Annotated in this window: 13 protein-coding genes; 10 read left to right on the forward strand and 3 right to left on the reverse strand. The window is 68.0% G+C overall.

All coding sequences use genetic code 11. The features are described 5' to 3' along the window. Window positions 1-141: 141 nt before the first annotated feature. The 7 genes from ssd to A5724_RS32800 are packed head-to-tail and all read left to right on the forward strand — an operon-like array spanning window position 142 to window position 4,614. Complete coding sequence (gene ssd / locus A5724_RS02925; protein ID WP_067795938.1) at window positions 142-1,212, forward strand: septum site-determining protein Ssd; 1,071 nt, start codon at window positions 142-144, stop codon at window positions 1,210-1,212. Next, complete coding sequence (locus A5724_RS02930; protein ID WP_067795940.1) at window positions 1,209-2,375, forward strand: TadA family conjugal transfer-associated ATPase; 1,167 nt, start codon at window positions 1,209-1,211, stop codon at window positions 2,373-2,375. The genes ssd and A5724_RS02930 overlap by 4 nt, the downstream gene beginning before the upstream one ends. Further along, window positions 2,372-3,157 (forward strand): type II secretion system F family protein, encoded by a 786-nt coding sequence (locus tag A5724_RS02935; protein WP_067795942.1) that lies wholly within the window; start codon window positions 2,372-2,374, stop codon window positions 3,155-3,157. Before A5724_RS02930 ends, A5724_RS02935 begins: the two co-directional genes overlap by 4 nt. After that, complete coding sequence (locus tag A5724_RS02940; RefSeq protein ID WP_067795945.1) at window positions 3,154-3,720, forward strand: type II secretion system F family protein; 567 nt, start codon at window positions 3,154-3,156, stop codon at window positions 3,718-3,720. Before A5724_RS02935 ends, A5724_RS02940 begins: the two co-directional genes overlap by 4 nt. 27 nt (window positions 3,721-3,747) lie before the next feature. Beyond that, the gene (locus A5724_RS02945; protein WP_067796239.1) at window positions 3,748-3,951 is read left to right on the forward strand and encodes a DUF4244 domain-containing protein; all 204 of its coding nucleotides are present in this window, start codon (window positions 3,748-3,750) and stop codon (window positions 3,949-3,951) included. Window positions 3,952-3,992: 41 nt separating this feature from the next. Beyond that, complete coding sequence (locus A5724_RS34365) at window positions 3,993-4,277, forward strand: TadE family type IV pilus minor pilin (protein ID WP_232004686.1); 285 nt, start codon at window positions 3,993-3,995, stop codon at window positions 4,275-4,277. A 34-nt stretch (window positions 4,278-4,311) separates the two neighbouring features. Then, window positions 4,312-4,614: an Rv3654c family TadE-like protein gene (locus tag A5724_RS32800; RefSeq protein ID WP_232004680.1), complete on the forward strand. Its 303-nt coding sequence runs from the start codon at window positions 4,312-4,314 to the stop codon at window positions 4,612-4,614. Here A5724_RS32800 and A5724_RS02960 read toward each other — a convergent pair. After that, entirely contained in the window at window positions 4,611-5,654 is a 1,044-nt protein-coding gene (locus A5724_RS02960) for a PAS domain-containing protein (protein WP_067795950.1), read from the reverse strand. The two genes, A5724_RS32800 and A5724_RS02960, sit on opposite strands and share 4 nt — an antisense overlap. A gap of 264 nt (window positions 5,655-5,918) precedes the next feature. Then, window positions 5,919-8,255, reverse strand: coding sequence for a DEAD/DEAH box helicase (locus A5724_RS02965; protein ID WP_067795954.1), 2,337 nt, complete (start codon window positions 8,253-8,255; stop codon window positions 5,919-5,921). Between the two features lie 277 nt (window positions 8,256-8,532). Between A5724_RS02965 and A5724_RS02970 the strand changes: the two genes are divergently transcribed. The 3 genes from A5724_RS02970 to topA all read left to right on the forward strand — a co-directional run bounded on the left by A5724_RS02970 (window position 8,533) and on the right by topA (window position 12,394). Continuing rightward, on the forward strand, window positions 8,533-8,736 hold the full coding sequence (locus tag A5724_RS02970) for a cold-shock protein (protein WP_006243848.1): 204 nt from the start codon (window positions 8,533-8,535) through the stop codon (window positions 8,734-8,736). Between the two features lie 122 nt (window positions 8,737-8,858). Beyond that, a complete protein-coding gene (locus A5724_RS02975) occupies window positions 8,859-9,449 on the forward strand; it encodes a hypothetical protein (protein WP_067795959.1) in 591 nt (196 codons plus the stop codon). A 137-nt stretch (window positions 9,450-9,586) separates the two neighbouring features. After that, window positions 9,587-12,394 carry a type I DNA topoisomerase gene (topA, locus tag A5724_RS02980; protein WP_067795962.1) on the forward strand — a complete coding sequence of 936 codons (2,808 nt, stop codon included), beginning with the start codon at window positions 9,587-9,589 and terminating at the stop codon, window positions 12,392-12,394. Here topA and A5724_RS02985 read toward each other — a convergent pair. Beyond that, window positions 12,391-13,995 (reverse strand): adenylate/guanylate cyclase domain-containing protein, encoded by a 1,605-nt coding sequence (locus A5724_RS02985; RefSeq protein WP_067795964.1) that lies wholly within the window; start codon window positions 13,993-13,995, stop codon window positions 12,391-12,393. The genes topA and A5724_RS02985 overlap by 4 nt on opposite strands. Between the last annotated feature and the right edge of the window lie 53 nt (window positions 13,996-14,048).

Raw genomic sequence — 14,048 nt, forward strand, 5'->3', positions numbered from 1 at the left:
CGGCTACGCGCTGAGTAGTTGCGGAATGCGATTTTCACCACACATGCAATCGGTTTGTCGGGTTGTCCACAGACTCGCATTCATCCACAGATGCCATCACCTCGGTAGCGGGCTGTCGGTCACCGGCCGCAGCCTGAAGTCATGACCGCAACCCCAGGGGTCTTGGCGCTGGTCGCTGACCCTTCGCTACGCGACGATGTCGACCGCGTCGCGGCCGCCGTCGGCCTACCCGTCGTGCACTCCGCCGACCCGTCCGGACGCAATGCGTGGTCGGGCGCCGGCGCAGTCGTGCTCGACGCGCCCGCCGCTCACCGGTGCGCGCAGCGCGCTCTGCCTAGGCGCGGCCGCGTGGTGCTGGTCATCGGTGCCGAACCCGACGCCGCCGACTTTCACGCCGCGATCGCCGTGGGCGCAGCGCGGGTCGTCACGCTGCCCGACGGCGACGGTGAGCTGATGGCCGAACTGGCCGACGCCGCCGAAGACTGCCGAGATGATGCCCGGCGTGGCGCGATCGTCGCGGTGATTGCAGGGCGCGGCGGGGCAGGCGCATCGGTGTTCTCGACCGCGCTGGCCCAGTCGGCGAGCGCCACGTCCGATGCGCTGCTGGTGGACGCGGACCCGTGGGGCGGCGGGATCGATCTGGTGTTGGGCTGCGAACGTGAATCGGGTCTGCGTTGGCCCGAACTGTCGTTGCAGGGCGGCCGGCTGAACTACTCGGCGTTGCGGGATGCCTTGCCGCAACGCCATGGGGTGCGCGTGCTGTCCGGCGGACGGACCGGGGTCGACATCGACGCCGTGCCGCTGAGCGCGGTGCTCGATGCGGGCAGTCGCGGAGGCGCGATGGTGATCTGCGACCTGCCGCGACGGTCGACCGGTGCTGTGGAGGCGGTGTTGAACGCGGCCGATCTCGTCGTCGTGATCGCCCCTGCGGACGTGCGGTCGTGTGCTGCCGCCGCGGCGATCGGTCCGTGGGTGTCGGCGGCCAATCCCAACGCGGGCGTCGTCGTTCGGGGGCCGTCACCGGGTGGCCTGAGGCCACGCGATGTGGCGGACATCGTCGAGTTGCCGTTGTTGGCGACGATGCGGGCCCAACCCCGGGTGACCGATGCGCTCGAACGCGGCGGGTTACGCATGCGACGACGATCGCCACTTGCTGCGGCGGCAAGGCGGGTGCTCGCGGTGCTGCACCAACGCGGGGTGTCGGCGGCATGAGCGCCTCGTTGGTCGACCGGGTCCGTGAGCGTCTGGCCACGGAGTCCGGTCCGTTGCGACCGAACGTGGTGGCCGCCGCGATCCGGGCGGAGTCCGGCGGCGTGGTGGGTGACAGCGAGGTGCTGAGCAGCCTGCGCGTCCTGCAGACCGAATTGACCGGCGCGGGCATTCTGGAGCCGTTGTTGTGCGCCGAGGGCACCACCGACGTGCTCGTCACCGCGCCCGACGCGGTCTGGGTCGACGACGGCAACGGATTGCGTCGCAGTTCGATTCGGTTCCCCGACGAAGCCGCCGTGCGCAGATTGGCGCAACGCCTCGCGCTGTCGGCGGGCCGGCGCCTCGACGAGGCGCAACCGTGGGTCGACGGCCAGTTGACGGGACTGGGCACCGGGCAGTTCAGCGTCCGACTGCATGCGGTGCTGCCGCCGATCGCGGCAGGCGGAACCTGTGTGTCGCTACGCGTGCTGCGCCCGGCCACCCAGGATCTCGCCGCGCTCACTCGCGTCGGCGCCATCGCCACCGACGCTCGCGCGCTACTCGAGAATGTGATCGCGGCACGGCTGGCGTTCCTCATCTCCGGCGGTACGGGCGCAGGCAAGACAACACTCCTATCCGCTGTGCTGGGCGCCGTCGCACGCAGCGAACGCATCGTCTGCGTGGAGGACGCTGCCGAACTAGCGCCCGCGCATCCGCATCTGGTCAAGCTCGTCGCGCGCGGCGCCAACGTCGAGGGCGTTGGCGAGGTGACGGTCCGGGATCTGGTCAGGCAGGCGTTGCGGATGCGGCCCGACCGGATCGTCGTCGGGGAGGTGCGCGGCGCTGAAGTGGTGGACCTGCTCGCCGCGCTCAACACCGGCCACGACGGCGGCGCGGGCACGGTGCACGCCAACAGCCCGTCGGAGGTGCCTGCCCGGCTCGAGGCCTTGGCCGCCCTTGGCGGTCTGGACCGCGCCGCTCTGCACAGCCAGTTGGCTGCGGCCGTGCAGGTGGTGTTGCACGTCAGCCGGGCTGCTGATGGTGCGCGCAGGCTGACCGAGATAGGAGTGCTGCAACGCGGCGGTGACGACCGCGTCCGCGTCGTGACGGCGTGGCATGTCGACAGCGGATTCGGTTGCGGCCGAGAGGCATTGGCGGCTCTGATGCGCGAAAGGGGAGTGCTGTGAGTGGCGCGGCGCTGGCGCTGGCGCTTGCCCTGCTTGTGGCACCGGCGGCCCCTGACGCCAGGTTCGAAGCGATTGGCCTTCGCAAGTCGTGCCGACGCCGGTCACTGGCGCTGCCGTGCGCGGTGTCGGTCGGCGTGGCGCTTGCGGTCATGTTGCCGATCGGCGCCGTCGCGGCTTGTGCTGTCGTCGGAGTGACGGTTTTGGTGCGCCGACGACGGCGGATACGTGCGAGCCGCCGTGCCGCCGAATCGCGTGCACTGCAGGGGGCACTGGATGTGCTAGTCGCTGAACTGCGCGTCGGTGCCCACCCGGTTGCCGCGTTCGATGTCGCAGCCACGGAGATCGACGGTCCGGTCTCGGAGTCGCTGCGTGCGGTGGCGGCGCGCGCTCGGCTCGGCGCCGACGTCGCCGCGGGCCTGCGCGGGGTGTCCGAGGAATCGTTGCTGCCTGCGCACTGGGAACGATTGGCCGCGTGCTGGCGGCTGGCGCAGGACCACGGTCTGTCCATCGCGACGCTGATGCAGACCGCCCAGCAAGATATCGTCGCGCGCGAACGGTTTTGGACCGATGTCGACGCCGGGATGACAGGCGCGCGGACCACCGCCGCCGTGCTCGCCGGGCTGCCGGTGCTCGGTGTCGGACTCGGGGAGCTGATCGGCGCGCAGCCGCTGGGTTTCCTGTTCTCCAGCACCGTGGGCGGCTGGTTGTTGGTCGTCGGCGTCACGCTCGCGTGCAGCGGCTTGCTGTGGTCGGATCACATCACCGCGCGGGTGCTGAGATGAGTTGGCCAGCTCTCCTTTTGGCGGCGGCGCTGATGTTGGGCGCCGATTCACGCCCACGGACGCGGGCACGAGCTGTTCCCGTTGGCCCGCGGCGTCGGCCCCCGACGCAGACCGCCGACGATCCGTTGGCCACCGCGTCGAGTCTGGACGTGTTCGCGGCGTGCCTGCGGTCGGGGATGGCGGTGTCGACGGCGGCGTTGGCCACTGCGGCGTCGGCGCCCGCTCCGCTGGCGCGACTGCTCAACCGTGCCGCTGATCTGTTGGCGTTGGGCGCTGACCCGGCGGTGGCATGGACGGGTGCCGACGCCGGTGGCGCGGACGCGCTGATGCGGTTGGCTCGGCGCTCGGCGTCGTCGGGGACCGCGCTGGCGCAGGGCGTCGCGGAGTTGGCCGACCAGTCACGTCATCAGGCGTCGGCCGCGGCGAACGCCGCCGCCGAGCGGGCCTCGGTGTTGATCGCCGGTCCGCTGGGCCTGTGCTATCTGCCCGCGTTCGTGTGTTTGGGCATCGTGCCCGTGGTCGCCGGGTTGGCCGGTGACGTGTTGCGGTCGGGGATCGTGTGACGGCCGACGGAAGTGGAGGGAAACAGCATGGCAGGAACGAAGATTCGCGCGCTGTGGAGCCGGTTGACGGTCCTGGCCGTCGCCGACGACGGGATGTCGACGGTCGAATACGCGATCGGGACTATCGCCGCGGCGGCGTTCGGGGCGATCCTGTACACGGTGATCACCGGCGATTCGATCGTCAGTGCGTTGACCAACATCATCACCCGGGCGTTGAACACCAACGTCTAGGCGATGAGTCGGGCGGCGTCACGGTCGAAGCGGCTTTCGCGATCGCTGCGCTGGTGGTCGTGCTGGTGTTGTGCGTCGCGGGGCTCACCGCTGTCTCGATGCAGGTGCGGTGCGTCGACGCCGCGCGGGAGGCGGCGCGCCTCGCTGCGCGCGGTGATCAGTCGGCTGTCGTTGCGGCGCAGCGCGTTGCACCCGACGGGGCGGTTGTGCGGATCCGGCGCGACGGTGGGCATGTCGTCGTCACCGTCACGGCCAAGTCCCCGATGTTGCCGGCTGTCAGCATCGCCGCGGAGGCGGTCGCCGCGGCCGAACCTGGCAGGGGATGAACGTGGATCGGCGAGCCTGATCGCGGTCGCGATGATGGCAATCTTGTTGGCGCTCACCGCGGGTGGCATCTACGTCGGATCGGCGGTGGTCGCGCGGCACCGGGCTCAGGCCGCGGCTGACCTGGCGGCGCTGGCCGCCGCGGCGCAGCTCGCCGACGGTGCGGAAACGGCGTGCGCCCGTGCCACCGCGCTGACAGACGCGATGGGCACGACCATGACCGGATGCGTGGTCGAAGACCTCGACATCGTCGTCACCGTCGCCGCGGCGGTGCCGCTGGGCAGGTTCGGTGTCGGCCCGGCCCGCGCCACCGCGAAAGCGGGCCCGGCCGACGCTTAACGCCGCGCGGTGTCGCCGATGTCGGCCAGATTGGCGGCGGCGATCTCCGCTTCGGTGGGTACACGCAGCGTCGCCAGACCCGCGTAGACGTCGTTGTCGAGCTGAATCCGATTGACCGTCACGTGAACCGGTGTCCACCCGCCGCCGTTGGCCACCATCCGGAGGACACCCGACGCGGTGCCCGTCGGAACGAAATGACTTGTCATCTCCAGTATTTGGCGGCGGTCGGTCGGATGCACGGCGCGTTCGCCGGTCATACTGGCGCGCCAGTCGAAGAACGGCGCCGGGTTGTCCAGCCACTTCAACAGCGTCCAGTTCTGCAGATCGACCAAACACCGGTGCACGCCGGGTTGCGCCAGACCGTCGATGATGCGCTGCGCCAGATGGTCGCGTGGCGCATCCGAATCCTCGGCAATGCTGCGCCAATTCATCGCTCGGCAGATCAGCTTCTCGATGCCGTCGTCCTGGCCTTCCTGCACCACTCGCGACACGAATCCGATGGTGATCGGCTCATGATTGAAGTCTCTGATTTCCCAGGTGCTGGCGAACGTCGTGCCGACTTCGGGCTTGATCGCCATGCACAGCACTTTCGCTTCGCTCGGATTGAGCTCACGGCGCGGCAGATCGTCCGCGAACGCCCTGCCCTGCGTCGGCGTCCGGTCGGGGTCCCATCCGCTGTTCCACAGCGACTCGCGGGTGTCGGTGGCGATGCCCGTCTCGAGGTCCCAGATCAGCGGTCCGGGTATCGGCCGCTCCGGCGGATCGAGGTCCGGCGGACCGATCCACAGGTGAACACCGTGGATCACCCCGTCGGACATCGTGACCACTTCAGTACGAATCACGCGGTCGTTCTTCGGCGTGATGCTGCTCAGCCCGAGGCCGGCGCGCACGGTTTCACCGATGGCCGACTGGACGGCCATCAGGTGGGGGTTGCGCCTCAAGAACGCGCTGATCGGGATGAGATTCTTGGTTCGAGGGCCTTGTGCCACCACGGCGGGCTCGCTGCCAAGTGTCTCCACGAGCAGCCAGTCGTGGGTCATGTCGGCATTTTACCGCCGGGCCATTGGCGCCCCGGCGGGGCGAGGCGGGCTACGGAATCCGCAGATCCGTCCACCTGAAGGACCTCGACCGGGTGGTGGGCTATGGTCAAAGTCTTGCAGCTGGTCTCGCTCACGAGGTAGTTTGCGTCTGCGTCCTACGTCTGGGCTTGGGCACGGATCGAGTTGTTCGACCGTGCCGGCGAGGACACCCGGCTGTGGGCCGATGGGGGCGACCGTCGAGGGGTGGGTCGCCCCCAAAGCCCGTCACCGGGGTTGTTCCAGTTCGCCGAGCACCAGGCGCAGGACCCGCACCGCGCCCGCCTTGTCGAGCGGGTCGTTGCCGTTGCCACACTTCGGCGACTGCACACACGACGGGCAGCCCAGTGGGCACTCACACGCCTCGATCGCAGCCGCTGTCGCCCCCCACCACGTGTCGATCTTGCGGAATCCGCGGTCGGCGAAGCCCGCCCCGCCCGGGTAGCCGTCGTAGACGAAGATCGTCGGCAGGCCCCCCACCGGACCCACTGCCGTCGACAGCCCGCCGATGTCGCCGCGGTCGCAGCTGGCGACCAACGGCAGCAGGCCGATCGCGGCGTGTTCAGCGGCGTGCAGCGCTCCCGGCACTTGCAGCAACTCGATCCCATTGTGCTGCAACGCCTCCGGCGTGATAGTGCACATCACCGCCATGGTGTCCAGCGTGCGGCTGGGCATGTCGAGTTCGACGAAGTCGATCACCTCACCGTCCAGGCGACGACGCAGATAGCCGATGACGGTATTGGTCACCGATACCGGCACGACGCCAACTGTCACCGGCCCGTACGTATTTCGCTCACCGGGTCCGGTGACGACGATGTCGGTGAGTTCGCGCGCGAACGTCGTGTACCCGGGGTCCTCGGCATGGACGAACGCCACCCCGTCCTCGAAATCGAGGGAGTCGACCACATAACTCTCACCCTGATGCAAATACACCGCACCGGGATGAACCGAGGCCGGCGCCTGGCCGACGCCCGCACTGCCGAGCAGTCGACCGGTGTCGGCCTCCAGAATCGCGATCTGGCCGCCCGACGAACCGCGAATGTCCACCGCGGGATGCGGATCGATGCCGGGCGCGGGGAAGTAGCCGGTGGGCCTGCGACGCAGCAGACCGTCGTCGACGAGGGTCTCCGCCACCGCCTCGGCGTTCCACATGCGCACTTCGGCCTCGGTCAGCGGGAGTTCCGCGGCCGCACAAAGTAGTTGTGGGCCAAGCACATACGGGTTGCCCGGATCGATCACCACACGCTCGATCGGCTTGTCCAACAGCGCAGCGGGGTGATGGACGAGATAGGTGTCCAGCGGGTCGTCGCGGGCGATCAGCACGATCAACGCGCTCTGTCCGCGCCGTCCGGAGCGGCCGGCCTGCTGCCAGAACGATGCAACCGTGCCGGGAAAACCCGCCAGCACCACCGCGTCCAGACCGGCGATGTCAACTCCCAATTCGAGGGCATTCGTGGTGGCCATGCCCCGCAATTCTCCGTCGGCCAGTTTGCGTTCCAGCAAGCGGCGGTCCTCGGCCAGATATCCGGCGCGGTAGGACGCCACCCGGTCGGCGAGGTCGGGAGCGACGTCCTCGAGTCGGGCGCGCGCACCCAATGCTGTCAACTCCGCGCCGCGCCGCGAGCGCACGAACGTCAACGTCCTTGCGCCCTCGGCGATTAGATCGGCCATCACCCGCGCGGCCTCGGCACCGGCCGAACGCCGCACCGGCGCGCCGTTCTCACCGAAGATGTCCTCGCGCAGCGCGGGCTCCCACAGCGCGACCGTGCGTGCACCGTGCGGTGAACCGTCGTCGGTGACCTCCGCGACGGCCTGCCCGATGAGTTCCGACGCGGTGGCCGCGGGCTGCGACGTGGTGGCGCTGGCGAAGATCACCGTCGGCATCGAGGCGGTGGCCGAATAACGCGTGCACAACCGCAGCAGACGACGCAGCACCATAGCCACGTTGGAACCGAAAATACCGCGGTAGTAATGACATTCGTCGACGACAATGAATTGAAGGTTGCGCAGGAACACCGCCCACCGTGCGTGGTTGCGGAGCAGCGACAAATGGATCATGTCCGGGTTGGAGAAAATCCATCGCGACCGTTCGCGGGCGAAACGCCGCACCTCGCTGGGACTGTCGCCGTCATACGAACTCGGTGCGACGTCGGCTAATCCCGGTACGGCTTCGGTGAGTGCCACCGCCGTCCGTAATTGGTCGTGTCCGAGCGCTTTCGTCGGTGACAGATAAAGCGCCCGCGCGCGCGAGTTTTCTTTCAGCGCCGTCAATATCGGCAATTGATAGGCCAACGATTTTCCCGACGCGGTGCCGGTGCTGAGCACGACATGCCGTCCGTCGCGCGCAAAATTCGCCGCGGCGAGTTGATGCGACCAGAGCGTCTCGATACCCCGATCAACGAACGCCCGCACGACATCTGGGTCGGCCCACGGCGGCCACGCCCGGGGCTGTCCCCGACGTGCCGGTAGGTCTGCGACGTGCCGCAACGGTTGTTCATCGGGTTCCGTGCCCTCGATCGCACAGGCGAGCAGAGCTCGCCCGAAATCCGAGCTCGGATTTGACACAGACCGCCTCCCGAAACACCTACGTAAGTGAATTGTTCCCCACTCGATCCCGCCGAGACTGTCGCACCAGCTCGGAACATGATTGACTTAGCGCGGTCGCAGCTTCTGTGTTCGTGTATTAGCACTCGCAGGATCGACGTTGCGATCGCGGTTCCTGCGAGGAATGTAGGTCGGGTCAGTTCCGATTACTCCGCGAAGGTGAAGCGGTCGGAACGGGCCCGGTGTACCGAAACACGGTGGACCGCACCCGGAAAAAAGAAAAGGAAAGATCAAGGAAATGCCACAGGGAACTGTGAAGTGGTTCAACGCGGAGAAGGGCTTCGGCTTTATCGCCCCGGAGGACGGCTCTGCGGACGTGTTCGTTCATTACACGGAGATTCAGGGCAGCGGATTCCGCACCCTGGAGGAGAACCAGAAGGTTGAGTTCGAGGTCGGCCAGAGCCCCAAGGGGCCGCAGGCCACGGGTGTTCGGGCCGTCTGAGCAAGCGAAACTGAACAACTCCCCGCGTCATCCACTACCGGACGGCGCGGGGTGTTTTCGTTTTGGGCCGTGCCCGGCCCGGCGACACATCTGTGCCGCACCCCTGGCTTACTGTCGGTGACGTGAGCCAGCTGTCGTTCTTCTCGGCAGAGTCGGTGCCGCCCGCGGTCGCCGACCTGACCGGAATCCTCGCCGCGCCGGGCCAGGTGGTCCTGGTCGGCAGTGGCGCAGAGCGAGCAGCGCGTCTGTCGGTCGTCGTCGACCAACTGTGGCGAGCCGAGGGCCTCGCGGAGATGATCACCGAGGCCGGCCTGCAGGCTGAGATCGGTCGCACCGACGAGAACACGCCGCTTGTCCGCACCGCGGCGGACCCTCGCCTGATGGTGATCGCGCGCGACTGGACTCTCGGAGCCGTCAAGACCGTGCCATCCCAGTGGCTGCCGGGGCCCCGCGAATTGCGGGCCTGGACGCTGGCGGCAGGCACTCCTGAAGCCGACCGGTACTTGCTGGGCCTGGACCCGCACGCGCCGGACACGCACGCGGCCCTGGCGTCGGCCATGATGCGGGTAGGGATAGCCCCCACATTGATCGGCACCAGAGGGGCCCATCCGGCCCTGCGAATCAGCGGCCGTCGACGGCTATCGCGCCTGGTAGAGAACGTGGGGGAACCACCCGGGAGCGTCGCGGCGTTTGAACAATGGCCCCGTCTGTGACGGGCCCCGACGAGGGGGTCAGTTTGCGTCGGTTGGCGCGGGGTGCGAAATTGTCAGTTGCCAACGGGTCCGGGATTGGACCGAGGCGTTATATACCTTGGGCCCGTGGCAACAGGAGAAGTGGAGCGTAGACAGAGGTGGCTGAGGGGGACCGCGGGAGCGGCCGCAACGGCAGCGTGAGGCGGCTCGTCATTGTCGAGTCGCCGACCAAGGCGCGGAAAATCGCCGGTTACCTGGGCTCCAACTACATCGTCGAGTCTTCCCGCGGACACATCCGTGACCTGCCCCGAAACGCCGCCGACGTGCCCGCGAAGTACAAATCGGAGCCATGGGCCAGGCTCGGCGTCAACGTCGAGGACAACTTCGAGCCGCTCTACATCATCAGCCCTGAGAAGAAGAGCACCGTCGCGGAGCTGAAAGACCTGCTCAAGGACGTCGACGAGCTATATCTGGCGACGGACGGCGACCGCGAGGGCGAGGCCATCGCCTGGCACCTGCTCGAGACGCTCAAGCCCAGAATCCCGGTCAAGCGGATGGTGTTCCACGAAATCACCGAACCGGCCATCCGCGCCGCCGCGGATGACCCGCGCGACCTGGACAACGCCCTGGTCGACGCGCAGGAGACGCGGCGCATCCTGGACCGGCTGTACGGCTACGAGGTCAGCCCGGTGCTGTGGAAGAAGGTCGCGCCGAAGCTGTCGGCCGGGCGCGTGCAGTCCGTGGCGACCCGCATCATCGTCTCCCGCGAGCGCGAACGGATGGCGTTCCACAGCGCGGGTTACTGGGACGTCACCGCCGAACTCGACGCCAGCGTGTCCGATCCGCAGGCGCAGCCGCCCACGTTCACCGCCAAGCTGAACTCCGTCGACGGCCGCCGGGTGGCCACCGGGCGTGATTTCGACTCGTTGGGCGAGCTGAAGAAGCCCGACGAGGTGCTGGTGCTCGACGAGACCAGCGCGGTCGCCCTGGCGGCCGGGCTGCGGGGTGCCCAGCTGGCGGTGTCGTCGGTGGAGCAGAAGCCGTACACCCGTCGGCCGTACGCGCCGTTCATGACCTCGACGCTGCAGCAGGAGGCGGGCCGCAAGCTGCGGTTCAGCTCGGAGCGCACGATGAGCATCGCGCAGCGGCTGTACGAGAACGGCTACATCACCTATATGCGTACCGACTCCACGACGCTGTCGGAGTCGGCGATCAACGCCGCACGCAATCAGGCTCGCCAGCTGTACGGCGAGGAGTACGTGCATCCGACGCCGCGCCAGTACACCCGCAAGGTGAAGAACGCGCAGGAGGCTCACGAGGCCATCCGGCCCGCCGGTGACGTGTTCTCCACGCCGGGGCAGCTGCACAGCCAACTCGACACCGACGAGTTCCGGCTCTACGAGCTGATCTGGCAGCGCACGGTCGCTTCGCAGATGGCCGACGCGCGGGGCACCACCCTCTCGCTGCGGATCTCCGGCGCCGCCAGCTCCGGTGAGCAGGTGGTGTTCAACGCTAGTGGACGCACCATCACGTTCGCGGGCTTCCTGAAGGCGTATGTCGAGAGCATCGACGAGCAGGCCGGCGGTGAGGCCGATGACGCCGAGAGCAGGCTGCCGAATCTGCAGCAGGGCCAGCGCATCGACGCCAAGGAACTGACCGCTGACGGGCACACCACGTCGCCGCCCGCCCGCTACACCGAGGCGTCGCTGATCAAGGCGCTGGAAGACCTCGGCATCGGGCGGCCGTCGACGTACTCGTCGATCATCAAGACCATCCAGGACCGCGGTTATGTCCACAAGAAGGGCAGCGCGCTGGTGCCGTCGTGGGTGGCGTTCGCGGTGATCGGGCTGCTGGAGCAGCACTTCAGCCGGCTCGTCGACTACGGCTTCACCGCTGCCATGGAGGACGAACTCGACGAGATCGCCGCGGGAAACGAGCGACGGACCAACTGGCTCAACAACTTCTACTTCGGCGGCGAGCACGGTGTGCAGGACTCGATCGCCAGGTCGGGCGGGCTGAAGAAGCTCGTCGGCGTGAACCTCGAAGGCATCGACGCCCGAGAAGTCAACTCCATCAAGCTCTTTGACGACGAACAGGGTCGGCCCATCTATGTGCGGGTCGGCAAGAACGGCGCGTACCTCGAGCGCATGGTCGCCGACGAGGACGGTGAGCTCAAGCCGCAGCGGGCGAATCTGAAAGATGATCTCACCCCCGACGAGTTGACGCTGGGGTTGGCCGAAAAGCTCTTCGCCACACCGCAAGAGGGCCGTTCGCTGGGGATCGATCCGGCCACCGGCCACGAGATCGTCGCCAAGGATGGCCGTTACGGCCCGTATGTCACCGAGGTGCTGCCGGAGCCGGACGAACCGGACGACGGCGCGGGTTCGCCCGCGAAGAAGGGTAAGAAGCCGACCGGCCCCAAGCCGCGTACCGGTTCGCTGCTGCGGTCGATGGATCTGGAGACGGTGACGCTCGACGATGCGTTGCGGCTGCTGTCGCTGCCGCGGGTCGTCGGCGTCGATCCGAACACCGGAGAAGAGATCACCGCGCAGAACGGTCGCTACGGCCCATACCTCAAGCGCGGCACCGACTCTCGTTCACTGGCGACCGAGGAGCAGATGTTCGACATCACGCTCGACGAGGCGCTGAAGATCTACGCGGAACCGAAACGCCGTGGCGGACAACGGGCCGCGGCGCCGCCGCTGCGTGAGCTCGGCAGCGATCCGTCGACGGGCAAGCCGATGGTGATCAAGGACGGTCGATTCGGACCGTATGTCACCGACGGCGAGACGAACGCGAGCCTGCGCAAGGGCGACGACGTGCTGTCGATCACCGACGAGCGCGCCGCCGAACTGCTGGCCGACCGCCGCGCGCGGGGTCCGGTCAAGCGGACCAAAAAGGCCGCCGCGAAGAAGAAGGCGCCTGCCAAGAAGGCCGCGGCGAAGAAGGCTGCGAAGAAGAGCTAGCGCGCTTCGCTGGACACCTCGTCGACGTCGTCGACTGCGTTGGGGGACACCAGGTTCAGCGGTCGGGCGAGCTGCGTGGGCACGGTGCGGCCGCGAAGTTCGACGATCTCGCCGACATCCCAGCACAGCGCCTCGGCGTCGAGCGCCCCGCTCACGGCGATGGCCGACGCGAGCACGTGACCGGGCTCGAGCTTGGCCAACTCGGTGAGCCGGGCCGCCTCGTTCACCGGGTCGCCGATCACGGTGTATTCGAAGCGCGCCTGCGCGCCAATGTGGCCGGCGATGGCACGGCCAGCCGAGACGCCGATGCCGAACTCGGTTTCGCCGAGGACGGTGATGAGTTCGTCGTGCAGTTCGCGCGACGCGGCCAGCGCGGCACCGCAAGCGTCGGGATGCTCGATGGGTGCGCCGAAGATGCAGAGCGCCGCGTCGCCCTGGAACTTGTTGACGAACCCGCCGTGCCGGTTGACGGTGTCGACGACGACGCGGAAGAACTCGTTGAGCAGGTTGACCACTTCGGACGCCGGGATGGTGGACGCCAGGTGGGTCGAGCCGACCAGGTCGACGAAAAGCACGGCGGCGTCGCGTTCCTGGCCGCCCAGTTCGGTACCGCGCTCCAGGGCGCGGCGGGCCACGTCTTCACCGACGTAGCGGCCGAACAGGTCACGCAGCCGTTGCCGCTCGGCCAGGTCGCGGACCATGTCGTTGAACCCGGCCTGCAGCAAACCGAGCTCGCTGGCGTCATAGATCTGCATGTGCGCGTTGTAGTTACCGCGTTGCACTTCGCCCAGCGCCCAACGCAATTGGCGCAGCGGGTCGGCGATCGACATGGCCACCAGTACGGTGCCGAACAGGCCGATCACCAACGCGGCGATGGCCAGCAGCAGGATCGGCGTGGTGAGGCGGTCGGCGGATGCGGTGAGGATCTGGAACTTGCTGGCCACCAACGCGAGCACGATGGCCAGCACCGGAACGGCGGTGGACAACACCCAGGTGAGCACCTGGCGCTGGATGACGCCCGGCGCGCGAAAGTTCTCCGGCACCCCGCCGCGTAGGGCCGCCACGGCGACCGGCCGCAACACGCGTTCGGACTGTAGGTAGCCGATGATTGCCGTCGCGGTGGCGCCGAGGCCGGTGGCGACCGCGACGACCGGCGCTGACTTGCTGGCCACCGGCCAGCTGGCGACGATGAAGACGACCGAGCCCAGACACCAGTTGGTGACGCTGATCACCGTCCGGTAGAAGGGCATCTTCAGCGCGCGGGCCCGCGCCAGCTCGGTGCTGGTGGGGTCGGAGTCGCCGAGCAGGGTGTCGCGGCGTTGCCAGCGCATCACCGGGATGAGCAGCCGCAGGCTCAGATAGGAGCCGACGGTGAACGACAAGAACAAGTAGCCGAGGAACACCGCCAGGTTGAAGGCGGGCAGGTCCTGGAGTTGGATCCGGTCCTCGGGCGGCAGGCCGAAGCGCAGGAAGCCCAGCACGAACAGCGCGCCGATGATGTCGCTCTGCAGCATGCCCAGGGTGAACACCGGCCACGGCGTGCGCGCCGCCCAGCGGACGAATGCGCTGATTCGCCCAATCGGGATGGCATCGGAGGTCACAGGTCAACCGTATCGGGCTGAACGGACGGAAAAGGGTGCTGTGGGACGGACGT

The sequence above is a fragment of the Mycobacterium sp. ACS1612 genome (assembly GCF_001667505.1).
GTDB lineage: Bacteria > Actinomycetota > Actinomycetes > Mycobacteriales > Mycobacteriaceae > Mycobacterium.